This is a genomic window from Microbacterium ulmi, from assembly GCF_011759705.1.
In the GTDB taxonomy this organism is placed as follows: domain Bacteria; phylum Actinomycetota; class Actinomycetes; order Actinomycetales; family Microbacteriaceae; genus Microbacterium; species Microbacterium ulmi.
The window spans coordinates 1,248,634-1,273,221 of the sequence record NZ_JAAOZF010000001.1; the positions used below are offsets into that span (position 1 = coordinate 1,248,634).

At 67.4% G+C, this 24,588-nt stretch carries 20 protein-coding genes; 2 read left to right on the plus strand and 18 right to left on the minus strand.

Going from position 1 to position 24,588, the window contains the following annotated elements; translation table 11 throughout:
• Positions 1–39: 39 nt before the first annotated feature.
• Genes FHS08_RS06030 through FHS08_RS06045 form a run of 4 tightly spaced genes read right to left on the minus strand, consistent with a single transcriptional unit; the run spans position 40 to position 4,573 of the window.
• Positions 40–891, minus strand: coding sequence for a fumarylacetoacetate hydrolase family protein (locus FHS08_RS06030; RefSeq protein WP_208382217.1), 852 nt, complete (start codon positions 889–891; stop codon positions 40–42).
• Complete coding sequence (locus FHS08_RS17085) at positions 888–1,889, minus strand: VOC family protein (RefSeq protein WP_208382218.1); 1,002 nt, start codon at positions 1,887–1,889, stop codon at positions 888–890. The genes FHS08_RS06030 and FHS08_RS17085 overlap by 4 nt, the downstream gene beginning before the upstream one ends.
• A complete protein-coding gene (locus FHS08_RS06040) occupies positions 1,876–3,312 on the minus strand; it encodes an aldehyde dehydrogenase family protein (RefSeq protein WP_167036672.1) in 1,437 nt (478 codons plus the stop codon). The genes FHS08_RS17085 and FHS08_RS06040 overlap by 14 nt, the downstream gene beginning before the upstream one ends.
• 31 nt (positions 3,313–3,343) lie before the next feature.
• A complete protein-coding gene (locus FHS08_RS06045) occupies positions 3,344–4,573 on the minus strand; it encodes an NAD(P)-dependent alcohol dehydrogenase (protein ID WP_243847235.1) in 1,230 nt (409 codons plus the stop codon).
• 39 nt (positions 4,574–4,612) lie between these two features.
• Between FHS08_RS06045 and FHS08_RS06050 the strand changes: the two genes are divergently transcribed.
• On the plus strand, positions 4,613–5,311 hold the full coding sequence (locus FHS08_RS06050; protein ID WP_167036675.1) for a GntR family transcriptional regulator: 699 nt from the start codon (positions 4,613–4,615) through the stop codon (positions 5,309–5,311).
• Between the two features lie 13 nt (positions 5,312–5,324).
• Here FHS08_RS06050 and FHS08_RS06055 read toward each other — a convergent pair whose 3' ends face one another.
• From FHS08_RS06055 to FHS08_RS06065, 3 genes are read right to left on the minus strand one after another with little or no spacing between them, the layout of a single operon-like run.
• Positions 5,325–5,975: an HAD-IA family hydrolase gene (locus tag FHS08_RS06055; protein ID WP_341800326.1), complete on the minus strand. Its 651-nt coding sequence runs from the start codon at positions 5,973–5,975 to the stop codon at positions 5,325–5,327.
• Positions 5,976–6,018: 43 nt separating this feature from the next.
• Positions 6,019–7,089, minus strand: a complete 1,071-nt coding sequence (locus tag FHS08_RS06060) for a Gfo/Idh/MocA family protein (RefSeq protein ID WP_167036678.1) — start codon at positions 7,087–7,089, stop codon at positions 6,019–6,021.
• Complete coding sequence (locus FHS08_RS06065) at positions 7,086–7,943, minus strand: sugar phosphate isomerase/epimerase family protein (protein WP_167036681.1); 858 nt, start codon at positions 7,941–7,943, stop codon at positions 7,086–7,088. The genes FHS08_RS06060 and FHS08_RS06065 overlap by 4 nt, the downstream gene beginning before the upstream one ends.
• A gap of 182 nt (positions 7,944–8,125) precedes the next feature.
• Here FHS08_RS06065 and FHS08_RS06070 point away from each other — a divergent pair, with 182 nt between their 5' ends.
• Positions 8,126–9,340 carry an MFS transporter gene (locus tag FHS08_RS06070; RefSeq protein ID WP_341800327.1) on the plus strand — a complete coding sequence of 405 codons (1,215 nt, stop codon included), beginning with the start codon at positions 8,126–8,128 and terminating at the stop codon, positions 9,338–9,340.
• Positions 9,341–9,394: 54 nt separating this feature from the next.
• Here FHS08_RS06070 and FHS08_RS06075 read toward each other — a convergent pair whose 3' ends face one another.
• The 11 genes from FHS08_RS06075 to dnaB all read right to left on the minus strand — a co-directional run bounded on the left by FHS08_RS06075 (position 9,395) and on the right by dnaB (position 24,137).
• The gene (locus FHS08_RS06075) at positions 9,395–10,198 is read right to left on the minus strand and encodes an SDR family NAD(P)-dependent oxidoreductase (protein ID WP_167036684.1); all 804 of its coding nucleotides are present in this window, start codon (positions 10,196–10,198) and stop codon (positions 9,395–9,397) included.
• 244 nt (positions 10,199–10,442) lie between these two features.
• Entirely contained in the window at positions 10,443–12,077 is a 1,635-nt protein-coding gene (locus FHS08_RS06080; RefSeq protein WP_167036687.1) for a fucose isomerase, read from the minus strand.
• On the minus strand, positions 12,074–13,624 hold the full coding sequence (locus tag FHS08_RS06085; RefSeq protein WP_167036690.1) for an FGGY-family carbohydrate kinase: 1,551 nt from the start codon (positions 13,622–13,624) through the stop codon (positions 12,074–12,076). The genes FHS08_RS06080 and FHS08_RS06085 overlap by 4 nt, the downstream gene beginning before the upstream one ends.
• Positions 13,625–13,708: 84 nt before the next feature.
• Entirely contained in the window at positions 13,709–14,674 is a 966-nt protein-coding gene (locus FHS08_RS06090) for a substrate-binding domain-containing protein (RefSeq protein WP_167036693.1), read from the minus strand.
• Between the two features lie 32 nt (positions 14,675–14,706).
• Positions 14,707–15,609 carry a LacI family DNA-binding transcriptional regulator gene (locus tag FHS08_RS17230; RefSeq protein ID WP_167036696.1) on the minus strand — a complete coding sequence of 301 codons (903 nt, stop codon included), beginning with the start codon at positions 15,607–15,609 and terminating at the stop codon, positions 14,707–14,709.
• A gap of 167 nt (positions 15,610–15,776) precedes the next feature.
• A complete protein-coding gene (locus tag FHS08_RS06100) occupies positions 15,777–16,742 on the minus strand; it encodes a phosphotriesterase family protein (RefSeq protein ID WP_208382220.1) in 966 nt (321 codons plus the stop codon).
• A 2-nt stretch (positions 16,743–16,744) separates the two neighbouring features.
• Positions 16,745–19,366: a CaiB/BaiF CoA-transferase family protein gene (locus tag FHS08_RS06105; protein WP_167036698.1), complete on the minus strand. Its 2,622-nt coding sequence runs from the start codon at positions 19,364–19,366 to the stop codon at positions 16,745–16,747.
• Entirely contained in the window at positions 19,366–19,803 is a 438-nt protein-coding gene (locus FHS08_RS06110; RefSeq protein WP_167036700.1) for a Zn-ribbon domain-containing OB-fold protein, read from the minus strand. The genes FHS08_RS06105 and FHS08_RS06110 overlap by 1 nt, the downstream gene beginning before the upstream one ends.
• A gap of 30 nt (positions 19,804–19,833) precedes the next feature.
• Positions 19,834–20,982 (minus strand): thiolase C-terminal domain-containing protein, encoded by a 1,149-nt coding sequence (locus FHS08_RS06115; protein ID WP_167036702.1) that lies wholly within the window; start codon positions 20,980–20,982, stop codon positions 19,834–19,836.
• A 91-nt stretch (positions 20,983–21,073) separates the two neighbouring features.
• Positions 21,074–22,456 carry an MFS transporter gene (locus FHS08_RS06120; RefSeq protein ID WP_167036704.1) on the minus strand — a complete coding sequence of 461 codons (1,383 nt, stop codon included), beginning with the start codon at positions 22,454–22,456 and terminating at the stop codon, positions 21,074–21,076.
• A gap of 307 nt (positions 22,457–22,763) precedes the next feature.
• Positions 22,764–24,137: a replicative DNA helicase gene (dnaB, locus tag FHS08_RS06125; protein ID WP_167036706.1), complete on the minus strand. Its 1,374-nt coding sequence runs from the start codon at positions 24,135–24,137 to the stop codon at positions 22,764–22,766.
• Positions 24,138–24,588: the final 451 nt, after the last annotated feature.

Consider the following 24,588-nt stretch of genomic DNA (forward strand, 5'->3'; position numbering starts at 1 on the left):
AACGAACTCCTTCGACATCGTTGTCCGTCTCGGTGAGGGTCAAGCGACCCGGGTGGGGCTCCCGGCGACGATCGTCTCGTTGACGACTTCGCTGATGATCTCCCCGACCCCGTCGATCTGGACCCGGACGACGTCGCCGTCGGTGAGGAACACCTTCGGGTCGCGTCGGTAGCCGACTCCACCCGGCGTGCCGGTCAGGATCACATCGCCGGGTTCGAGGACGGTGAACTGGGAGACCTCCGAGACCAGGCGAGGAATGTCGAAGATGAGCCTGGACAGCTGCGACTCCTGCACGACCTCGTCGTTCAGGATGGTGCGGATACCGGCGGTGTCCAGGTCGACCTCGTCAGGGGTGACGATCCATGGCCCGAGGGGGGTGGAACCGTCCCACGCCTTGCCCTGCAGCCATTGGTGGGTCTTGTACTGGTAGTCGCGCACCGTGACGTCGTTGGCGACGGCGAACCCGAGGATGTGCTCGAATGCGTCCTTCTGGGCGATCCGCCGTCCGGTCCTGCCGATGATGACGGCGAGCTCGCCCTCCCAGTCGACCTGCTCCGATTCCGGAGGCAGCTGGATCGGGGAATCGGCGGAGATCAGGTTGGATGCGAACTTCGGGAACAGCACGGGGTAGGACGGCAGATCCCGTTTGGTCTCCTCGACGTGCTCACGGTAGTTCAGCCCGACGCAGAAGATCTTGCTCGGGTGCGGGCTGGCAGGCAACAGGGTGGCCTCGTCCAGCGGAACCCTGCGGGCGTCCTCGCGAGCGGCGGCCATCAGCGCGTCGGCCCCCGACTGGACAGTCAGCCTCGCGTCACCGAGCGGGATGATGTCGGCGCCGTCGAGCACGCCGACCCGCGCGGTTCCCTCGAATGTGTAGGAGACGAGCTTCACGGCCGCGCCTCCTCGACACCACGGTTGCCCTCGCTGGTCTTGCGCCACTTGGGCAGCTGGCCGCCCCACAGGTTCACGCTCTCCGGGATCGGGTGCCACTTGCGTGCGACGTACTCGACGTGCCCGTCGTAGAACTTCTCCATCTCGGCCGATAGCTCGATGTGGTTGCCGGCGGGGTCGTCGAAGAACACGAACAGGTTGTTCCCCGGCCCGTGCCGTCCCGGTCCCCACTGCACCGTGACACCCAGGTCGGTGAGCCGGTCGCACCACGTCTTGAAGTCCTCCCATTCGGCAAGGTCATACGAGTAGTGGTCGAGCACGCCGGGCTGACCGACGTTGACGATCGCGAGGGTGTGGTGGTCGGTGTTGCTGCGCAGCCAGCAGAACCGACCATCGGCAAGCTGATCGGTGACTCTGAACCCGGCGGCGTTGGCGAAGAAGTCGACCATCCGCTGCACGTCGGCGGTACCGACCGTGGTGTGCTGGAACTTGATCGGCCGGCGTCCCGTGTCGGCGGAGTTCTCACCCTGCCGCCACACTGCGGTATGGAAGTGCACCGGTACTCCCTCGGGGTTGATCGCGGAGATCGCGTCGACCGGTGTGGCGGCGAAATCGACGTAGCTCTCGTCGAGGTCGGTGACCTCATACCCGGCTTCCACCAGACGACCCCGAATCCCCGGGATCCCGTCGACGTCGCGCACCTCGAAGCCGAAGTGGTCGAGGCCAGGCTCGCCGGGGATCAAGTCGACGACATGGTGGCCGGTGCCCCACCCGAGCCGCACGCCGCCGTCAGGCAGCTCGGCCTGGCGGACAAGGCCCAGCACGTTCGCGTAGAAGGCTTCGTTGGTCGGAACATCGACGACCCGGAAACCGATGTGCGAGACGGCCGTGTCTCTCAGGATGCCGGCGTTGTCGTTCTCGATGATCGCGACGCGGTTCTGTTCACTCATGTCTGTGTCACTGCTTTCGGTTGCTCTTGACGTCTCAGTTGCTGGCACGGTAGACGTGCTTGACTTCCTGGAACTCGGCCAGACCGCCTGGGCCGTTCAGCCGTCCCAGACCGCTCCTCTTGTAGCCGCCCTCTTCGAACTGGTCGAAGATCTGCGCCCACGAGTTGGTCCACACAGTTCCCGCTTCAATCGCCCGGGACAGGCGCAGCGACCGGCCGCCGTCGGCGGTCCACACCGACGCGGACAGACCGTAGTCGGTGGCGTTGGCGCGGGCGATGGCCTCTTCCTCGTCGGTGAACGTCTCGAACGTGGCGACCGGTCCGAACAGCTCATCCTGAATCAGCGGGGACTCCAGGTCGGCCACCCCGACCAGGCTCGGCTTGTAGAACGCGCCCGGGCCGTCCACCGGACCGCCGCGGAGGATGATCTCGGAGTCGTGGGTCTGCACCAGGCGGTCCACCCGTGCGACGGAGGCGTGGTCGATGAGGGGACCCATGTCTGTGTCGGGGTCGATGCCGTTGCCGACACGCACCGCCCCGAGGGACTCCGCGAGCCGCTCACGCAGCTCGCCGGCAATGCCCCGGTGGGCGATGACCCGGCTGCCGGTCATGCAGAACTGGCCCGAGAAGGTCGTCACCGCGGCGGTGAGCGTGGGAACCACCACATCAAGGTCGGCGTCGTCGAACACGATCATCGGGGTCTTCCCGCCCAGCTCGAGCGAGACCCGCTTCAGCTGCGGCGCGGCGGCGGCAGCGATGCGCGCACCCACCGCGGAACTCCCCGTGTAACTGATCACCCCGACCTGAGCGTTGGCGACCAGTTCCTTCGCGCCCTCGTCCCCGGACTCCGTGAAGAAGTTCACGACACCCTTGGGGAGGGAGTCCACCTGGGCGAACAGGTCGGCGATGAGCGCATTGGTCAGCGCGGTCTGCGCGGGCATCTTGACCACGGCGGTGTTCCCGGCCGCGAGCGCCGGAGCGAGCGAGCGGATGGTGAGCACCCCCGGGGAGTTCCACGGCACGATCACCCCGGCCACGCCGATCGGCTCCCGCAGCAGCATCGACACGCCACCGGCGGTCTCGGACGCGGTCCCCAGGTCGGTCAGTGCGAGGCCGGCGAAGTAGCGCAGTTTGGGGGCGGCGATGCTCAGCTCGAACTGTGCCTGACCGAGCGGCTTGCCGTTCTCCAGCGTGATGGCCGTGGCGATCTTGTCCAGGTTCCGCTCGAGCGCGAGCGACAGATCCCACAGGGCGCGCGCGCGGGCCTCACGGTCGGACCGCCACGATCCGGTGCGGAACGCGCTCGTGGCAGCGCCGATGGCATCCAGCGCGGCATCCCGGCCGCCGTCGTGGTAGCTGCCGAGGACCTCGTCGGTGGCGGGGTTGAGGGATTCGCGGATGGGCCCGATCGGCCGCCACGAGCCGCCGATGTACTGACGCGCGGGGGATGCGGGGAACGGGGTGGAGGTCATGATCAACTCCTGAATGTTGTTGCGGGGATGGTCAGTAGACGAGGACCGGCTTGACGGTCCGGCCCTGCTCCGAGTCCGCGAAGGCGTCCTCGATCTGCGCGAAGGGATAGTGGCGGATGATCTTCTCGAATGGGAACCGGCCTTGCCGCCACAGTCCGATGAGTTGCGGGATGAACACCTGCGGGACGGAGCTGCCCTGGATGATCGTGCGGAACGACCAGCCCTTGTTCAGCGACTCGCCGATCTCGAACGCCACCTCCGTGCCGGGAAGTGAGGCTCCCACCAGCGCGACAGCGCCCCGGGTGCCCAGGGCGTCCGCGGCGACGCGCAGCACCTCGGGGCGACCGGTGGTGTCCAGCGCGTAGCCCAGACCCTTTCCGTCGGTGATGTCCTGCAACCGCGCCGCGACATCCTCAGCCCTGCTGTTGATGGTGTCGGTCGCCCCGAGCTCACGCGCGAGAGCCAGCCGGTCGTCGTTGATGTCGATCGCCACGATGCGGGAGCACCCGGCGATGACCGCCGCCATGAGCGCGCCCGCACCGACCGCGCCGGCGCCGAACACGGCGAAGGTCGATCCCAGTGGCGGCCGCAGCTCGTTGAGCACCGAACCCGCGCCGGTCTGGATGCCGCAGCCCAGCGGGGCGACGAGCGTCAGGTCGATGTCCTCGTCCAGCTTGACGAGGCTGCGCTCGGCGACGTTGGAGTAGCTCGAGAACGAGGACTGTCCGAAGAAGTGCGACGAGATCGGCTGCCCGTCGTCGCTTGTGAACGCGGTCGACCCGTCGGCGCGGCGGGCGCCGAAGTTGCGGGCGAACAGGTCCTCGCAGTACGCCGGGCTCCCGGCCAGGCACTGCACGCATGCACCGCACGAGTTCGCCGACAGCAGCACGTGGTCGCCGACCTGCACCCGCGTGACCTCCGCGCCGATCTGTTCGACGACTCCCGCTCCCTCGTGTCCCAGCACCGCGGGCAGCGGAGTGGGATAGACCTGGTCGCGGATGATCGCATCGGTGTGGCATACCCCGGATGCAACCATCCGGACCCGCACCTCGTTCGAGCGAAGATCGTCCAACTCCACATGAGTCACCGTCGGCGCGGCACCCTTCGAGGCGATGACAGCGGCTTCGACCAACATCGGTGTTGCTCCTTCGGGTAGCGGGTTCGCTGGCGCGGCCGCGGGCGGCGACCTTGCCAGGACCCCATGCAAACAGACCAAAGGCGAAATCGCAAGCGGATTTCGAAAATCCCCTGGAATCGTCAACGATACGGTAGGCTCGCCCTGGCTTACAGAGAGGCAGACATGAGTGACACGACGAAGTCGAACCCGGCTGCCACCACACGCAGTGCCGAGATCTTCGATGCGATCCGCGCCGACGTGCTGGGCGGCGTCTTCAGCCCCGGAGAACGGCTCCCCTTCGCGCGCCTGGTGGACAAGTACCAGTGCTCCATCGGCTCGCTCCGGGAAGCCCTGCAGCGGCTGGGTGAGGTCGGTCTCGTGGAGTCGTTCGCGCAACAGGGATTCCGGGTGGTCGAGATCTCCGAAGCAGATCTCGCCGACCTGACCCAGGCGCGGATCGAGATCGAGGTCACCGTCCTGAGGCACGCGGTCCGCGAAGGCGATATCGCATGGGAGGGATCGGCGGTGGCCGCACTGCACATGCTCGAGCGAACCCCGCGACACGCGGAAGGGTCGAGCCAGTACATCACCGAGGAGTGGGCCACCGCTCACGCGGCGTTCCACCGCACGCTCCTGTCCGGTTGCACGAACCGGCGACTGCTGGGGGTTGCCGCGCAGCTGCGGGATGCCGCCGAACTGTACCGGCGCTGGTCCCTGCCCCCGGTGGCCGATCCGAGTCACGACCCCGACCGGGAGCACCGCGAGCTGCTGCAGGCGGCGGTCCAGCGGGACTCGGACCGTGCCGGGCAGCTGCTGCAGGAGCACATCCAAAAGGCCGCGTCCCGGCAGCGGCTGCGGATCCCGGCGATCGCCGTCGCGTGAGCCTGCGGCCTGTCTAGCCGGGCGACACAGAGACGCGGCCCGCGGCTCCGTCGACGACAGCATCGGTGAAATCGATCAGTCGGGGCAGCGCGTCGGCACGGGCCGAGGAGTATCCGCCCACCACGACCGTGCGAGTGCCGGCGGCCAGCGCGGCGGCCAGTCCCGCCTCGGCATCCTCGAACGCGAGACAGTCCTCCGGCTCGACGCCGAGGCGGCGTGCGGCCAACTGGTATCCATCCGGCGCCGGCTTGCCCACCTGCACATCCTCACCGCTGACCAGCACGTCAGGAATCGGAACGCCGGCTGCTCTCAGCCGCAGCTCGGCGAGCGCCCGCGGCGCCGAGGTGACGATCGCGACAGGGACGAACGAGCCCACCCGGGTGATGAACTCCGCCGCTCCCGGGATCGCGATCACGCCGTCCAGCCTCGTCAGCTCCTGCTCGAGCAGCTCCGCGGTCGCCGCGTCGACCGCGTCCGCGGGGAGGAAATGAGAGATCGTGTCCCGGCTCTGCCGGCCGTGCGCGTAGCCGAGGATCAGGGCCGCGTCCAGCGAGTGCCGCTCAGCGAACTCCGTCCAGAGCGTCTCCACGATCGCCGTGGAGTCCACCAGCGTGCCGTCCATGTCGAACAGCGCCGCAGCAGCCTGCAACGGAAGAAGCGTCACGCCGCTGCTCCGATCCTCGGAGAGACGCTCACCGTGGCAGCCATCAGATCGCGACCTCGATCCCATCGGCCGCGGAAGAGCGGTACACGGTCTCGATCAGATGCGCGGCGTTGTACGCGTCCCGCGGGGTCACCACGACGGAGCCCTCGCCGCGGACCGCGCGCAGGAACGAGTCGCACTCGATATCGAAGAACTCCGTGTTCGCGATCTCCGCGAGCTCCGGCGAGTACTCCGTGGTGTTCGCCGCCCACGGCTCCGGGAACGAGCTCTCCGCCCACCGCGTCCACCCCTTCGCGTGCGGACCAGTCGCCTCGGCGAGGAACAGATCGTATCCGACCGGGAGCGGCTTCGTGTACAGGCTGCCCCCGGTGCCGTGCGCCTCGATCACCCAGCTCTCCACCCATGGCATCGAATCCCACGAGAAGAAGTCGATCGACACCGCGCGGTCCGGGTAGTTCAGGATCGCGATCGCTGCATCCTCCCGGTATTGTGCGCGCGCGTCGCCGGGAAGCTTGGAGACCCGGGCGTTCACGGAGGTGGGCACGCCGAACTGGGCGAGCACCAGGTCGACGATGTGCGAGCCGATCACCCAGAATGCCCCACCCATGTCGTCCGACAGGTTGATGTGGGAGCTGGCAGCCTCGTCGAGCGAGCATCCGGCGTGCGCACGCACCTGCAGCACGTCGCCGAGCACACCTGAGGAGAGGATGCTGCTCGCGGCGGTCACCGCCGGGGAGAACCGGTACGTGAACCCGACCTGGCACACAGCCCCGAGCTCTTCCGCGACATCGGTGAGCTCCTCGAGGTCGTCGACGGTCGCTCCGCCGGGCTTTTCCACGAGGACCGCCTTGCCGGCGCGCATCGCCCGGATCGCGAGCGGGGTCATGTCCTTGCTCTTGGAGTGGATCAGCACGGCACTCACGGCCGGGTCGCCGAGCAGCTCGTCGACGGACTTGCGGGGGATGCCGAGCAGGCGTGTGAACGGCTCGATCACGTCCGCCTCGTCGGCGGCGCCGATCACTTCGACCCCCGGGGTGCGGAGCATCTTGCGGACGCGACCGGACGCATGCGGGTGCGTGACCCCGAGGCACGCTATGCCGATCGTGCCGTTCACAGGAAGCTCCTCGCCGTGCGGAACGACTCCCGAGCCTGCTCGGCGAGGCCACGCCGGCGGTGCTCATCGGAGATCATCTCCACGCCCCACGGCCCGTTGAAGCCGGTCGCCCGCACCGCCGCGACGAAACCCGCCACGTCCATCTCCCCCTCGCCGGGCAGCTTCCGGTCGTGCAGGGTCTCATACAACAGATCATCCCCCCGGACGGGCTCCAGCGGTCCGTCGTCGAGCTCGACACCGGTGATGTAATGCCCTGGCAGCGCCGCGATATCACCGATCGTGCTCGGCGACCGTGTCAGATGCCACAGGTCCAGCATCAACCCCGCGTTCGGACGGTTCGCCACATCGATCATCGCCACACCCTTCTCGATCGTGTCCACGACGCCGTGCGGCATCAGCTCGAACGCGACCGCACAGCCGACCTCGGCGAAGTCGTCGCACACCCAGCTCAGAGCCCGCCCATACAGCTCGGGACTGAACCGCTCACTGAGGTCGATGCTGCCGCCGACCTTCACGTGCCGCGGACGGAAGAACCGCGCCGCACGCAGCAGATAGCGACGATCCTGATCGGACTTGACCCGCTCCGGGCCGCTGCGGAACCAGTCGTTGAGCATCTCGATCTCGATGTGTTCGATACCTGAGCTGCGCAGGTGGTCGCGGACCTGCGTCCACCCCACCGTCTTCTCCGCCACCTGGAGATCTTCCAGCAGCAGACCGAACCCGGTGTAGCCGGCCTCCGCCGCGGCACTGATCCGCTCCAGCAGACTGAACTCACTGAAGTCGTTGTCGATGAGCGGACCCGCGGAACCCGCTGTCGTCCAACACGTTGCCAATAGGGCGACACTCTGCGCCATTGCACGAAGCCTTCCGTAGGTGAGTCAGCTGAACGAATATCCAAAGCTATTTCGAAAATACCGTATTCGTCGCTAAGGTCAAGTCAGGATCACGCCGACCTTGAGGAACCCATGACCACGATCGCCACACGCGGCCTCGACCGGACCGACGCATCGCACTCCGCGGCGTCGAACGCACGGTCGTGACCCGCCCTGCCAGCGGCCCCGTCAACGCGACCCCCGACTCCGCAGCCACCGCCGCGCTGCGCAAGGCGCTGCCAGGACTTCTCACCCTCACGCTCTCCACGTTCGTGGGGGTGACCACCGAGATGCTCCCCGTGGGGCTGCTGCCGCTCATCGGCGATGCATTCGCCATCTCCGACTCTCAAGCCGGCCTCCTCGTCAGCCTCTACGCGCTGATGGTCGCGGTCCTCGCCGTGCCTCTGACCCTGGCCACCTCACGGCTGCCCCGCAAGCCGCTGCTGGTCAGCACCCTCGGCTGCTACGTGCTCAGCAACCTCCTGGTCTCGCTCGCCCCCACCCTGGCCGTGATGGCTGCCGGGCGCGTGCTCGGAGGCCTTACCCACGCACTGTTCTTCTCGGTGTGCATCGGCTACGCCACACGCCTCGTGCCCAACCAGCTCACCGGGCGCGCACTCGCCATCGCGTCCGCCGGAGTCTCGGCAGGCTTCGTCCTGGGTGTTCCGCTCGGGGTCTCGCTGGGAACCGCGGTGGGCTGGCGCGGAGCATTCGCCGCGCTGACCGTGTGCGCACTGATCGCCCTGGTCCTCGCCCTCGTCGTTCTCCCCGCAGTGCCCTCAACGGTGTCCCGCACTCCGGCGCGACGCGAACAGCTGTGGCCGATGGTGACCGTGATCTCCTCCAACACGCTCGCCTACCTGGGGCACTACATGCTGTTCACCTACGTCACTGTGGTGCTGCTCGGCGCCGGCGCCGTCCCCCAAGCCGTGGGCCCGCTGCTGCTGCTGTTCGGAGGGCTCGGCCTGGCCGCCCTGCTGATCGTCAGCCGCTACTTCGACTCGCACCTGCGCGCAAGCGGGATCGGGATCGTCGCGACCATCGTGATCGGCATCATCGGCGTCGCGAGCACCTACCCGATGCTTGCAGCGGTCGTGGTCGCGGCGCTCGTCTGGAACACCGGATTCGGGCCCGTGTCATCGCTCTACCAGGCAGCCGCCGTCCGAACCGGCGCGACCTCCCCCGAGATCGCCGGTGCCTGGACCAACGCCACCTGCAACGCCGGAATCGCCATCGGCGCCGCCATCGGCGGTCTCGTCCTGGACCAGATCGGGATCTCCGCAGTCGCCTGGACCTCCGCCGTGCTCGTCGCCGCGGCGCTGACCATCATGCTCATCGCCACGCGCGCCTTCCCCCGCCACCAGGGGACCCGGCGATAGTCACCGGATCCCCCGCGAGGAACAGCCGCGGCGCACTCGCACGCCGCCAGCGCGTCAGCCTGCTGCGAGGCGAGGAGCCACCACGCCCTCGGCAGTGATGCCGCCGTTGACCAGGATCTCCTGCCCGTGAATGAACGCGGAAGCGTCGGAGAGCAGCCACAGAATCGTCGAGGCGATGTCGATGGCCTCCGCCATCCGCCCTGCCGGGATGCCATCGATCACAGCCTGATACTTCGCCGTTCCCGGTCCGCCCACGTTCGCGTGGAACAGCTCCGTGGCGACAGGACCCGGCGAGACCGTGTTCACGCGGATGTTGTGACGGGCATACTCCACTGCCGTGGACTGCGTGAGACCATGCACGCCCGCCTTCGATGCGCCATACGCGCTCCGGAACACCTCCCCGGAGTGACCTGCCAGCGACCCGACGTTGACGATCGACCCGCCTCCGCTCTGCAGCAGAGCGGGCAGCTCGTGCTTCACCGCCAGGAACGTGCCGATCAGATTGACATCGAGCACCTTGCGGAACGCGTCCAGCGAGAAGTCCGCCGTCAACACACTCGGACCCACGATGCCGGCCACGTTCGCGGCACCGTCCAGCCGACCGTGACGTTCGAGCACCCAGCTGACCACCGCTGCGACGTCATCCTCGTTGCTGACGTCACCCGCGATGTAGTCGACGCTCGGATCGCTCGTCAGCTCAGCCACCCGAGCATCGTCCGACGCCGGAAGATCCGTGCCGACCACCTTCGCACCCAAAGCCGAAGCCTCCCTCGCGACGGTGCTCCCGATCGCGCCGAGCGCTCCACTGACCAAGATCACCCGACCTGCGAGAGACACACTCGGAACACTTACGGTCATGACAGATCCATCCTCATCATTGGGGTCGATCTCGGTGATCGATCTCTGAACTCGCTCCGCCGGTTCGCGAAGACGGCCCTCCCCGAAACGCGGACGGGAAGCGGCTCCGCCACTCTATCGCCAAATCCTCTCGATGTTCGAAATAGTTCGCGATATTCGTACCGTGGCAATCGGGGTCCGGCGCGGGGTCTGCGGCGGGCCGCCCCGTGAGCTGTGCGAGCTAAAGGTGGCCTCGTCGAGCTCGTCAGAGGGCGACCCGCCCGACGAGGTTGACCCGGATGCCCACGCGGTCGAGCATCGCGGCCTTCGCGACGAGGGCCTTGTCGGCGGTCTCGGCGTCGGGGGCGTAGACGAGCTGCGCGTGATTCGCCTTGTGCCGGGCCATGAACTGGTCGCGCGACACGTCGTGCAGCACGACGTGCGCGATGGGCCATTCGGGGTTCGTCGCGTCCTTGCGGCGCTGCGTCTCTTCAGCAGGAAGCTCCACGACGCTCGCGCGGAAGATGTCTGCCTGCAGGATGCCGTCGGCGATGAACACGCGCGAGAGCACGACCTCGCCGGGCTTCGAGACGCCGTTGATCGTCGCGCCTCCCGCGGGAAAGAAGACATGGCCCTGGCGCCAGCCCTCGGCCTTGTCCCAGCCGCCGAGGTGCGAGCCGGGCACGGACCCGGAGATCTCGTATACCCACACGAACTGTCCGTCGTACTCTTCGCCCCAGCGCACGTCGTGGAGGGTATTGTCGGGCACAAGGCCCATCGCCGTCCACACCCTGTCGGTGATGAGCGCGTCGACCGCGACGCCCTCGTCCGCCTCGTTGAAGTGCGGGAATGCGCGGCCCGCGAACAGTTCGTGCGAACCGTCGCGCGAGAGGACCGGCGGGCGCTCCGTCGAGTTGAGGATGCCCTCGGCCAGATCCGACGCCGGCACGAGATCCTTGAGACCCTGCTGATACTGGATGCCGACGGCATCCAGTCCGAAGTCGTCCGCGATCCTCAGCGCCGCGATGTACATCTTCAGCTGCCACTGGACCTGCTCGCGCGTGAGCTCTGTTGTCGCGTCCTCGCCATACTTGAACGTCATGCCGCGATCGACGAGCCACTCGTAGGCCGTATCGGCCTCGGCATCCGTCACGGTGAGCATCTCCGCGTACAGCGCGGACTGCGAGAGGCGCTCCTTGTAGATGCCCGTCCTGTTGAGCAGCTCGTCGTCGAAGATCGCGTTGTACATGCCCATGCAGCCCTCGTCGAAGACGCCGATGATCGCCTTCTCGGCGAGCAGCTGGTCGCCGAGTGCGCGACCAAGGGATACCTCGGGTGTGTCGGGGAGTTCGGGGAGCGCACGCACGTGCGATGCGTCGTGCGCGATGGATCCCGTCTCGGTCCATTCCTTGAGTCCGTCGCGGAACCAGTCGTCGGCGAAGTCGACCGACCAGATCGTCGCATAGTCCTTGCCCATCTTCGTGAGACCGGCATTGAGGCCGAGCAGACCAACGAGGCCCGGCCAATCGCCCGCGAAATTCGCGATGGTGAGGATCGGTCCCTCGTGCGTGCGCAGACCCGCGAGCACGTGGTGGGAGTATTGCCACACCGCCTCGGCCACGATGAGGGGCGCATCGGCGGGGATGCCCTTGAACACCTCCAGACCCATACGCTGACTCGAGATGAACCCGTGGCCGGTGCGCGGATCGACGCCGTTCGCGCGCACGACCTGCCAGCCGAGACCGTTCAGCACGCGCGTCACGGCGGCTTCGAGCTCGACCTGTGTCGGCCAGCCGGCGCTGTTGGCCGACTCGCGCAGATCGCCCGACGCGATGAGATAGGCGGTCATCGGCGCGACAGTGCGGCGGGTTCGCTGGGCGGGATGCGTGTAGGTGCTCATCGGATCTCCTGTGGTGAGGGGTCGAGGGTCGGGGCGGCGGCGCGCGCCGTCTGCGCGGCGGCGAGCTCGTGCGCGAGCTCGCGTGTGCAGTCGTAGAGCCGTCGGTAGCGCGAGAAGAGCTCGTCGTAGAGCGGGGCCAGCTCGGGGCGGGGGCGCACGACGGACACGATCGGATTCCACGCAGTGATGTCGGGACTCTCGCCGGGCGCGGCGACCGCCGCGGCCGCCAGGAACGCGGAGCCATAGCTCGCGCCGATCGTGGTCCGCGGCACTTCCTGCGCCAGTCCAGTGACGTCCGACACCACTTGCAGCCAGAGCGCACCCTGGGTGCCGCCGCCGACGGCGACGATGCGGCGGATGTCTGCGCCCGCCCCCCGCATCGCCTCGAGGTTGTGGCGCACCCCCAACGCCGTCGCCTCGAGGGCGGCGCGGTACAGATCTCCGCGGGTGTGGCCGAGCGTGAGTCCCGCGATCACGCCGCGGGCGTCCGGGTCGAGGATCGGCGTGCGCTCTCCCGCGAAGTACGGCAGCATCACGAGGCCCTGTGCGCCCGGACCGGATGCCTCGGCCTCAGCCAGCAGCACCGGGTAGTCGGCGTCACTTATCTGTCTGAGCCACGCCGTGAGCGAGCCCGAGGCGGCCAACCCTCCTGCGAGGTTGCGGGTGCCGGGGAACGCCCCGGCCGTGGTCCACATCGACGGCGCGCGCAGCGTCTCGGCGCCGGTGGCGATGAGGAACATCGTCGTGCCGTACATCAGCATGAGGTCGCCACGTGTGTGCGCTCCGACGCTGACCGCCTCCGCCCAGGCATCGATGGTTCCGACGATCACGGGAACACCCACGGGAAGTCCGGTCGCGGCCGACGCATCCGCAGTGACATGGCCTGCGACATCGCCCGGCCACGCGAGCGCGGGACGTTCGAGCCCCGGAGAGAATCGCTCCCACCACGGGACGAACCACTCTTCGCGCTCGATGTCGTACAGCGGCGACATCTGGCTGGCCGATTGATGATCGAGCACGTACTCGCCCGTGAGCATCCGGACGAGGTACGACGCCGGCATGAACAGGCGTCGGGCGCGCACGTAGTTGTCCGGCTCCTCATCCGCGATCCAGCGGATCTTCGGCCCTCCCGCCTGCGACGTCAGGAGCGACCCGCCCACCTCGACGATGCGCGGATCTCCCAGCACCGCCCTCATCTCGTCGATCTGCCGAGTCGCACGCGTATCCACGCCGTACAGGATCGCCGGTCGTACGGGCCGGTCTTCGTCATCGGCCAGGAGCACGCTTGGCCCCATTCCACTCACGCCCACGCCCTTCACGACGACATCCCCGGCGCTGCGGTCCGCACGAGCGAGGAGCGCGTGAGCGACCTCGACGAACTCGGACCACCACACTGGTCCGTCCATCTCCGCCCAGCCCGGGCGTGGGCGCACGATGTCGTGCGGGACGATCACGGTGGCGACGATCTCGCCCGTCGCACAGTCAGCGAGGACACCCTTGCTGCTCGAGGTTCCGACGTCGAACCCGAAGACGCACTCTCGCGACATGGCATGCTCCTTCGTCCACAACCAACGTCAACTGTAATCGATTGCAACCGATGAAGCACATCCAGGCTCGACAGACTGCACGCTCTAGCGTGCCGTCGGTCCGGTGGCGGCGAGCCGCACGCTGCGCGGTCCGTCCGCGAGCCCGTCGATGCGCTCGAGAAGCATGCGGGCGGCAACGCCGCCCATCTCGCGCGGATTCAACTGGAGGACGTGGACTTGACTCGTCTTCGTCGTCGAGTAGGGGAGATCGCCGATGACGCACACTCCGACGATCCCTGTCCTCTCGGTCTCCGCCAGGGACTGGAGGACCCCGACGCCTACGAGGTTGTTCGTGGCGACCACGGCATCGATCTGCGAGCCCTCGTTCAAGGACTCCATCGCGGCACGACCGCCCCCGACGTAGAAGGGCACGCGCTTGAGGATCTCATCGGGCGCGTCGATGCCCGCATCTCCCATCGCGGCCTTCCATCCACGCGCCCTCTCGACGGCGGTGGGGGTCGTCTCGGGACCGGTGACGCAGGCGATGCGGCGGTAACCCTGCTCGAGCAGGATGGACGTCGCGCGATACCCGAGGTCGTAGTTGTCGAAGATGACCTCGTCGACAGGCAGGTCCACGGCGCGGTCGATCACGACGACGACCCGTCCTCGACGAAGAAGCCCCGTCAAGGCCGGCTCAGCGCTTGCGGGCGCGATGATCACTCCCGCGACGTTCTCGTCCTCGGCGATCTGAAGATATCTCGACTCCTTCGCCGGAAGCTCGTCGGTGTTGCAGATGACGACGGAGTATCCCGCGTCGCTTGCGACGTCCTCGACGCCCCTGGCGACCCCGGTGAAGAACGGGTTGGAGATGTCCGGGACCACGAGAGCCAGGAGTTCGCTGTGACGTCGTCGCAGCGACCGCGCCGTCCGGTCGCGCGAATAGCCCAGTTCCGCGACCGCCGCGCGCACCCTGGACTCGGAGTCGCCGCGGACGGGGATCCCGTTCAGGACACGAGACACCGTCGCTGTGGACACGCCTGCCAGGTTCGCGACGTCGGCGATTCTCGTCACTCGCTCTCCTTCTCCATCGTGTGAGCGCGCATCTACGCGGACGTTCGTCGCACGAGCCGGAAGAGCGGTTCGGGCCCGGGCTCCGGAACGACTCGATCGTCGACGAGGCATAGCACCGCCTCCGAGACTCGGCGGCTGAGCTCGTCGACTTCGATCGATATCGTCGTCAGCCGGTGCTCGGACACCTGCGAGTTGTCGACGCCGATGACGGCCAGATCGCGCTCGTCCATCCCGTTCGTGTCGAGCGTCGACACGATGACGGCGGCCAGCGCGTCATTGTGCGCGCAGACGGCCGTGATCCCTTCCTTTCGCCAGCGCGCGATCGCACGCTCCGCGTCGCCGATGTCGAAACCCATGTCGATGACCAGCGGTTCGGGCAGGCCGTGCGCCCGCGCCTCGTCGCGGACGCCGGCAAGACGCTCGGTGGCGATCGGGATCAATGCCGGGTCCGCGGGGAACGCGTATCCCAGCCGGGTGTGCCCGATCGACTGGAGGTACTCCACCTGCATCCGGCCGATCGTGTGATGGGAGACGATGCTCCGCAGGTCCAACAGCTTCACCGTCGAGTTCGACAACGAGTTCTTGTCGGGGCTCGACATACCGCCGAGCGAGACGACGACGCTCGGCAGGACGAGCGACAGCAGCCGCGCGAGCGGCCGCTCGTCGCCGGCATGCCGGTGGACGAGCAGCGCCATCTGCTTCTTCGTCAGGGCACGGTCCAACTGCTCGAGGATGGTGTCCGTCACGGCGCCGAGTGTGAACCCGGGGACGAGGGCGACGACGATGTCGCTCTTGCCGGAGCGCAGTGCCCGAGCCGGCGCGTGCGGCACATGCCCGAGCCGGTCCGCCGTCGACAACACGAGCCTCCGGGTGGCATCCGAGATGGACTTGTTCGGGGTGTCGTTGAGGACGTAGCTGACGGTGGCTCGAGACACCCCGGATGCTCGAGCCACATCAGAGCTGGTCACGCGGCGCCGAGGAGTCTCGGACGGGAGTGACGTGTCGTCGATTGTCACCTCGCGCTCTCCCCGAAACGAATCGGCTCAATCCTGCCGGACGGGTGGTAGCGTCCGGCGGAGCGGCGGCGCAGCCGCACACACAGTCAGTAGGCGAGCCCTCTTGACAGGATACGACGTGGATTGTGCACCGTCATCGCGTGCAAGTCCGCCTCGGACACACCGCGCGCGCGAAGCCCGGGCACGACGGTGGAGGGGATGTAGGAGTATCGCCAGTTGCGCAACGCGGGGATGCGTGCTCGCATCCGTGTGGACGTGTGGTCCGATTCGACGTTCGTGTCATGGCCGAGCACGATCTGCGAGGCGTACCCACGCCGGCACAGCTCGGCCACGACATCCATCCGGGCCGCCGCAGGCGTCACCTGGTCGTCCCCGAAACGATCCATCCCGACCGTCGACCCGGCCGCGAGCAGTTCCTCGATGTAGTCGAGGTCGGTCGAGTCGCCCACGTGGCCGATGACGACGCGCGTGAGATCGACCCCCTCCTCGTCGAAGACCCGTTGCTGCACGAGGCCTTGGCGTGTGCCGGAGTCGCTGTGCGTGGAGACGGGCACGCCGGTGCGCCGATGCGCCCGGGCTGTGGCCCGCAGGATCGCCTCCACGTCCTCGGTGAGCCCGAACCGGTCGGTCACGCACTTGAGGATCGCCGGCCGGATCTGCGTGTCCGCGATGCCGTCCTCGATCTCGCGCACGAAGAAGTCGGCGAGGAATCCGGGATCGGCCAGGTGACGGTTGCGGAAGTAGGTCGGCATATCGCGCATCGTGTAGATCCCTGTCGCCACGACGATCTGCAGACCCGACTCCCGGCTGATGCGCCGGATCCTCGGCACGTCCCGGCCAAGTCCGAAGACAGTCAGGTCGACGATGGTGCTCACTCCGAGATCGCGAAGATCCGTCAGAGTCTCGACCGCCCGCGCGACCATCGCCTCCTCATCCCACGGATACTGGAGCCGCATCTCCGCGTTGAGCGAGAAGACGTGCTCGTGCATGAGCGTGAACCCCAGGGCGCTCGCGGGCACGGATCCCGTCGACGTCTCGACCGTGTCCACCATGATCAGATCACTCCTTCGTCCGCCAGGTCGGCGATCTCGCGGGTGGACATGCCGAGCAGCTCGCCGAGCACGTACTCGTTGTCCTCACCGTAGACGGGTGCGGCGCGATCGATCGGGCCCCCGACGAACGCCGGCGACTCCGACAGATGGACGGGAACCTCGGCGACGGGCCATCGGCCGATCTTCGTGCCGTCGAGCTCCGTGAGCCAGTTCATGTGGGCCAGTTGAGGGTCGTGCTCGTAGCGGTCTTCGGCGGTCTGGCACACTCCCGCGGGCACCCCCGCGACCTGGAGCCGGTGCATGAGAGCGTAGCCGTCCTGCGCACGCGTCCAGCGTGCGAGCGCGGCGTCCAGCGCGTCCTGATGCTTTAGCCGAGACTCGAGTGTCCGGAAGCGCGGGTCCTCGGCCAAGGCGGGATCGTCGCACGCTGCGATGAGCCCTCGCCACTCGTCCTCGTCGCGACATGCGATCGCGATCCAGCGGTCGCGCCCGGCGGAAGGATAGATGCCGTGTGGCGCGGCCGGCCGACCGGGCGAGCGATTTCCCGACCGCGTCTCTGCCCTCCCGTTGGTCGCCCAGTCGAGCACCGCGGGGGCGGTGAGGAAGATCCCGGTCTCGGTCTGGGAGGCGTCGATGTACTGTCCCTCGCCCGTACGCTCCCGGTGATAGAGGGCGGTCAGCATGGCGAGGCTGAAGCTGTACGCGCCGATCCAATCCAGATACGAGTAGCCCCAGCCGGCGGGCATGGCGGGCTCGGGCAGCCCCGACATCTCCGACAGCCCGCTGAATGCGGCCGCCACCGGGCCCACGGTACGGAATCTGCCGTATGTGCCGACGGTCCCCATGCCCGACTGCTTCGCGACGATGATCCGCTGATCGATCTGCCGCAGCGACTCGTAGTCGAGCCCCCACCGTTCGAGCACGCCTGGCGAGAAGCCCTCGGCGACGATGTCCGAGATGCGCACCAGCCGACGGGCGATCTCGAGCCCCTTCGGGTGGGTCACGTTGAGCGACAACCCGAGCTTTCCCGGGTTCTTGTTGTTGAACTGGCCGCCCATGTCGGGATCGGCGATTCCGGGAAGCGGCGCCGTGGCACGCTCGCGCGCGGCCCGTCCGCCCACGGGGGCCATCGCGGCGAACCGCGTGTCGGGGTGCGTGTGGAATTCGACTTTGATGCTCTCGGCGCCGAATGCGGCGAGGAATCGCGTCCCCCCGGCGGAGGCGAGGTACCAGCCGAAGTCGAGGATCCGGACGCCGTCGAGCGCGAACGGCTTGTTCCAGCGCGACACCCGTGACGCCTGCACGCGTGGAGAGGTCACGGCGGGCGCCGCCGTGGCTGCGCGAGGGGCCACGGTCGCGTCGTCCTCGCCGACCAGTGGTGCTCGCCGACCGGGCACCCACGTCGTGGCGCTGCTCAGCCACTTGCTCGTCGGGTAGGGGATGGCGAGGTCGTGCTCCGGATGCTCGATCACGCTGAACGTGCCGCGAGCCGACCAATGCTCGACGCCGAGGTTTTCGTGCGGCTTCATCAGCGGCGCCCACAGCAGACCGGCCTGCTGCGCTTCTCGCCAGGGGAAGTCCTCGAAGGTGTACTTGCGGGCGAGGCGCTGGATGAGATCCATCAGCTTGGTGTTCCGCTGGAAGTCCGCGGGGTCCTCCCCGCTTCCCGGTACCCGCCGTGCAGACTCCGACGACGTATCGTCCACGCTCGCAGACACCGCCTCGAGCTCGTCGCGCATCGCAGCGTCGTGGGCGATCTCGAGGACGAACTGTGCGGTGCGTCTCGCGGCGCGCGCGTCCCCGATCTGAATCGTGAACCAGCGGCCGTCCTTCGTGCTCACGACGGTCGGCGAAGACTCTCGCTCCCCCGCGTGCCGCGCGGTCTGCCGGTGGATCGGAGCGCGACGCATGATCCAGCTCATCAGGTCGATCTCGGTGGACTTCGCGACCGCCTCGTGCACAGCGCAGGTCACGATCTGCCCGGATCCGGTCCGTTCGCGGTACAGGAGCGCGGCGACGATCGCCATCGCAAGCTGTTCTCCGGCGACGTGGTACGAGTGCCACGCCTGCGGTGCGATCGGCGGAAGATCGTACGCTCCGTCCGGGGTGGGGTCGTAGCCGCAGTTCATCACGACGCCGCCGAGCGAGAGGTGCACGAGATCGTTGCTCTTGAAATGCGCCCACGGCCCGTCGTCGCCGAATGGAGACAACCTCGCGACGACGAGGTGCGGATAACGGGATCGCAGCTCTGGCGCCGACAGTCCGAGATTCCGCAGCTCGGCCAGGGGACTCGAGTCGAGGAACACGTCGGCCGTCCCGATGAGGTCTTCGACACGGGCGCGGTCGTCCGAGGCCGTCAGATCGGCGACGACCGACCTCTTGCCGCGGTTGTACCCCCAGAAATACAGGGATGAGTTCCGATCGGGCGACTCGCCGCAGAACGGGCCGATGTCTCGAGTGCGGGCGCCCCCGGGCGGCCCGACTCGGATCACCTCGGCGCCTAGTCCTGCCAGCAGCAGCCCACAGTACTCGCCCTGCTCGTCGCCGTATTCGATAACGCGTACTCCTTCGAGCGGTGCGCGCAGCCCTGCGTCCGCAGACGAGTTCGAGACGGGGAGCGACATCACTCGGCCGTGCCCTCCTGATCGTCGGGCACGAAGCCGAGCAGCGGCGTACCGTCGGCGGTCCGCGGGAACGTCGCCCGGAGCGGCGCATCGAAGCAAGCGCCTTCGGCGTCGATCTCTGAGATCCTCGCCGTCACAAGCGGGCCTTCCTCGAGCTTTGCGAGCACGACCGAATAGGGGGTGTCGTATTGAGGCAGATAGGCCTTCCAGAAGCGGACCTTCGACCAGAGCCGGGCTCGTCCGGATGCCGTGATCCACTCGACGTCTCTGCTGAGACAGGCCTCGCACACCGGCGACGGCGGAAACTGCACGTGCTCGCAGCCGCGACACGATTGCACGCGCAGCACTCCGTTGCCGAGCCCCTCCCAGAATGGCTTGCTGATCTCGTCCACCGGCGGGAGCAGTGCCGCGACGTTCGGACGTTCGAAATCGTTCATGATGTGGCCTTCAGTGGTTCGGTGCGGAGATCACGCCCGTGCGAACAGGAACGACGTGAGCAGGGGGGAGACGCAGATGTACTGGGCGACGTCGCAGTCGGCGACCTGTCGTTCGCCGCACTCGCCCCTGACCTGTCGCACTGCCTCGACGAGCTGGTTGAACCCCTGCAGGTAGCCTTCCGCCGTGTGTCCGCCGCTGGTGTTGAGGGGGCGGATGCTGCGCCCCAGCGTGATTCCGACGTCGTCGATGTAGGCGCCCGCCTCGCCCCGACCGCAGAACCCGAAGCCTTCGAGACTGAACAGGATGGTCGGCGAGAAGTTGTCGTACACCTGGAGCGTCTTCACGTCGGCCGGGCTGATGTCAGTCCGCCGCGACAGCCGCTCCGCAACCGCTCGGGCCGCCCCGTAGTAGAAGTCCGTCTTGGCGTAGGTCGCGCTCATGTCGGCGCCGCTGGAGGCGGCGGCGATGCGCACCGGCGGCTTGCGCATCGCGCGTGCGCGCTCCTCCGTGGTGACGAGGATGGCGACCGCACCGTCGTTGATGAGCGCATAGTCGTTCAGCCGCAATGGCTCCGTGATGAAGCGCGTTTCGTGGTAGTCCTCCAGCGTGAGCGGCGTCGAAAGCACTGCACGCGGGTTGAGCGATGAGTGGCGCCTCGCCGAGACGGCCAGCTTGCCGAGCCTGTCGGGATCCTCGCCGAACTCGTAGCTGTAGCGGGCGTACATGGATGCCACCTGGGCGCCGGGCGATGTCATGCCGTGTGGCAGCCCATACGCATCCGCTCCGTCTCCGTTGGAGCCGTAGTTGGCACCGGCTGAGCGGCCCACATTGGCGTAGGCGATGAGGACGCACTCTGCAAGACCGCTGTGGATCGCCATCGCCGCATAGTGCAGTGCCATGCCCGATTGACGCCCGTCTCCCTCGAGATGGTTGGCGAAGTCGGGGCGCTCGATCCCCAGCTCGGCGCAGAGCCGCTCATAGCCGACGTCCCGAACGCAGATCACCCCGTCGATATCGTCGCGGGTGGCGCCGGCATCGTCCAGTGCGTCCAGCACGGCCTCGATGGCGAGGTCATAGCGATCGCGCACGGCGCCCGTCTTGTACTCACGATAGAGGCGCCCATAGTCGACGTCGCCGACTCCGACGACCGCAATGCCTTCGGGATAGTCCCGCTCCATATACCGTTCTTCACTCTCTTCTCGATCGAATCGTCGGGCATCTCGACGACGGCCGGACGCCGCCCGGGAGCCGTCCGCCATCTGACACGTGTCAGACGGCGCCTACTCGCGCGAGCGAGCGGCCGCTCGTCTCGATGCGCAGCACGAACCTCGTGATGAGGATGATCAGCACGGCGCAGATCGCGATCGTGAAGAACACCCACTGCGTGATCTCGGCATCCATGAGAAGCCCGAACACGATCGGTCCGATTCCGCCGCCCACCCGGCCTGCGGCCGAGGCGAAGGAAGAGCCTATTCCGCGCACCTCCGTCGGGAACAGCTCGGCGATCCAGATCTGCAGCGGAGACGACTCGTTCGCGGCGTTGTAGACGAATAGGATCGCGACGAAGACCACGGTCCAGTTGCCGAGCCCGAGCAGCGCCGGCACCGAGAGGCAGCAGACCGCCATGACCGCGTACGTCGTCATCATCGCCGGCCGCCGACCGATCCGATCAGCCGTGAAGAGCAGGACGAGGCGGCCGATGATGGACCCCACGTACAGGAGGATCGTCGTGCTGAGAGCGCCCTTCAGGTCGTAGCCGAGCGCGACGAAGAGGATCGTCGGCACCCAGACCGCCCAGCCGTAAGACTGGAACTGGTGCAAGAAGAACAGCGCCGAGGTCGCGAACGTCCGGACGGCGTACTTCGGAGAGAACAGGATCAGCCAGGCGCGCCAGGATCGGCGCCCCCCTTCTTCCTCGGACGGAGCGACGTCGTCGACCGACACATTCGCACCGAGCCTTCTGGCGACGGCGACCGCCTCGTCGAGGCGGCCCTTCTTCGCGAGCCACCGCGGTGACTCCGGAACACGGGCTCGGATCCAGAGCGCGAAGAGCGCGGGCACGATCCCGATCACGAAGAGCACGCGCCATCCGAGGGTGGGCACGACGAAGCTCGCTGTGATCGCCGCTGCGACCTGGCCGACCGGCCACATCAGACCGAGTGCTGCGAGGAAGAGGCCACGGCGCTTCAGCGGCGCGATCTCTGCCACGTAGGCGAGGTCGATCGGAATCATCGCTCCGATGAAGAGGCCCGTGATGAAGCGGAAGGCGATCAGCGACTCCGGGCTGAACGACAGCGCGCTGAGCCCGGTGAACAGGCCAACTCCGAGCACCGTGATGACCATCACGATCCGTCGCCCGTACACATCGCTCAAGAACCCGAGAGTGAGCGCCCCGATGCCCATCCCCCACAGGGATGCGCTGCCGATGAGCCCGCCTTGGAACGACGTGAGAGTCCAGTCCGCCGTGACGGACGGCAACGCGAGCGACATGATCGCGGTGTCGAACGCGTCGAAGAAGAAGCCGAGCATCGCAGCAGCCATCACCCAGTAGTGCGGGCGGCCCAGCGGCAGCTTCTCGATGATCTGGTCGATCGTGGGTCTTAGCGTCTGTCCGTTGTCCAGGTTCGGCGAGACGCGAGATCGGTCTGTCACAAAGCACCTTCAATCGTTGGAGGGCGAGACGTGAGAGACGACAACCGGATTGTCCCGTCGACATTGACAACAGAGACGCGTGGTTCGGTTGAGCTGTATCCCAGTCTGGTTACACGTGTCATCTTGACATGCAGATCTGAGACACACAAGCAAAATCTGTAATCGATTGCAGTTTTGCGATCCTCACTTCGCAGTTTCCTGGCGTTACCGTGCATCCATCCCGAATGTGGTTCCGCGCGCTTCTGCACTACTGCAATCTCAATGCAGAAGCGCTCCGGAAACTACAGGACCTAGCCGGAAACTACGACTACCCGAACTCCCCCACGGCCATATCCGTGAACCTCGAGAAGTGGCCCTGGAACGCGACCGTGATCGTGTCCGTCGGCCCGTTGCGGTGCTTCGCGACGATGAGGTCGGCCTCGCCCTGGCGGGGGCTGTCCTTCTCGTAGGCGGCCTCGCGGTGCAGGAGCACGACCATGTCGGCGTCCTGCTCGATCGAGCCCGACTCGCGCAGATCGCTCAGCGCGGGCTTCTTGTCGGCTCGCTGCTCGGGACCGCGGTTCAGCTGCGACAGGGCGATGACGGGCACCTGCAGCTCCTTCGCGAGGAGCTTGAGCGCGCGGGAGAACTCCGAGACCTCCTGCTGGCGCGACTCGACCCGCTTGCCCGAGGTCATGAGCTGCAGGTAGTCGATCACGACCATCTTCAGGCCCGCACGCTGCTTGAGCCGCCGGCACTTCGCGCGGATCTCGACGAGCGTCATGTTGGGGCTGTCGTCGATGTAGAGCGGGGCGTCGTTGATGCGGCCGCGGGTCGACGCGATCGTCGTCCAGTCGCGGTTGTCGAGCGTGCCCTTGCGCATCGACTGCAGCGGGATCGCGCCCTCGGCGCTGAGCAGGCGCATCGCGATCTCGCTGCGGCCCATCTCGAGCGAGAACACGATCGTCGGCATGTCGTGCTTGATGGCGGACGCGCGCGCGAAGTCGAGAGCGAGGGTCGACTTTCCCATCGCGGGGCGCGCGGCGATGATGATCAGCTGGCCGGCGTGCAGGCCGTTGGTGAGCTGGTCGAGCCCCTGGAAGCCTGTCGGGATGCCGGTCATCTGGCCGTCACGGCCGCGGGCCGCCTCGATCTCGTCGACCGCGGCATCGACGGCTACCGTGAGCGGCACGTAGTCCTCGGCCGCCTCGGTGCCCGTCACGGAGTAGATCTCGGCCTGCGCGTTGTTGACGAGGTCGAGCGCCTCGCCCTGACCCGAGTAGCCCATCTGGACGATGCGCGTGCCGGCCTCGACGAGGCGGCGCAGGAGAGCCCGCTCGGAGACGATGCCGGCGTAGTACCCGGCGTTCGCGGCGGTCGGCACGATCGAGGTGAGCGTGTGCAGATAGTCGGCGCCGCCCGCGCGCTGCAGCTCGCCCGTCTTGATGAGCTCGTCGGTGACGGCCACGACGTCTGTGGGCTCGCCGTGCGAGTAGAGCGAGAGGATCGCCTCGAAGATCAGCTCGTGCTTGGGGATGTAGAAGTCCGCGCCTCGCAGCGTCTCGATGACGTCGGCGACGGCATCCTTCGACAGCAGCATGCCCCCGAGCGCGCTCTGCTCGGCCAGGACGTCGTGCGGAGGCGTGCGCTCGTGCTCGCGGGGTCCGCCCAGACGTTCTTCCGAGATGTCGGCGATCGACATAGGGCGTGTCCTCCAGGGATTGGGGTGGGGCGCGTCGGCACGCACGGGGAGAAGCAGGGCGCACTGGACGCTGGCTCAGGATGCCGCGGCACCCCGCTCCGTCCTGCTCTCAGCAGAGCACGGACCCCTGACATCCGCTCCGCGTCGAACCGATTTCCGTCGCCCCCGATGGGCCGCACCCCACGCTAAGGACGCCTCATCGAGGGCGCAACCTACCCTGTGGATAACTATGTGGACAATCTGCGCGAAACGCCGTGCAGCCTGTGTACAGCACCTGTGGAGAACGTGTCGACAACGCGCGAAATCTCCGCGAAACATGCCCGCTGACCAGGGATTATTCCGCTCACATGCTGTGGAACGAGATGTGATTGAAGTCGCGGTTGAAGGTTGACCACTCGCGACGCATCTGTGCACAATTCCGCCGCTCTTCCCGCGATCGGGTTCTCGACGA

Excerpts from the sequence above, each read along its gene's own strand:
- FHS08_RS06040 (WP_167036672.1), bottom strand. The coding sequence starts at position 3,312 with ATGACCTCCACCCCGTTCCCCGCATCCCCCGCGCGTCAGTACATCGGC.
- FHS08_RS06050 (WP_167036675.1), top strand. The coding sequence starts at position 4,613 with ATGAGTGACACGACGAAGTCGAACCCGGCTGCCACCACACGCAGTGCC.
- FHS08_RS06065 (WP_167036681.1), bottom strand. The coding sequence starts at position 7,943 with ATGGCGCAGAGTGTCGCCCTATTGGCAACGTGTTGGACGACAGCGGGT.
- FHS08_RS06075 (WP_167036684.1), bottom strand. The coding sequence starts at position 10,198 with ATGACCGTAAGTGTTCCGAGTGTGTCTCTCGCAGGTCGGGTGATCTTG.
- FHS08_RS06080 (WP_167036687.1), bottom strand. The coding sequence starts at position 12,077 with ATGAGCACCTACACGCATCCCGCCCAGCGAACCCGCCGCACTGTCGCG.
- FHS08_RS06085 (WP_167036690.1), bottom strand. The coding sequence starts at position 13,624 with ATGTCGCGAGAGTGCGTCTTCGGGTTCGACGTCGGAACCTCGAGCAGC.
- FHS08_RS06100 (WP_208382220.1), bottom strand. The coding sequence starts at position 16,742 with ATGGTGGACACGGTCGAGACGTCGACGGGATCCGTGCCCGCGAGCGCC.
- FHS08_RS06105 (WP_167036698.1), bottom strand. The coding sequence starts at position 19,366 with ATGTCGCTCCCCGTCTCGAACTCGTCTGCGGACGCAGGGCTGCGCGCA.
- FHS08_RS06110 (WP_167036700.1), bottom strand. The coding sequence starts at position 19,803 with ATGAACGATTTCGAACGTCCGAACGTCGCGGCACTGCTCCCGCCGGTG.
- FHS08_RS06115 (WP_167036702.1), bottom strand. The coding sequence starts at position 20,982 with ATGGAGCGGGACTATCCCGAAGGCATTGCGGTCGTCGGAGTCGGCGAC.
- dnaB (WP_167036706.1), bottom strand. The coding sequence starts at position 24,137 with ATGTCGATCGCCGACATCTCGGAAGAACGTCTGGGCGGACCCCGCGAG.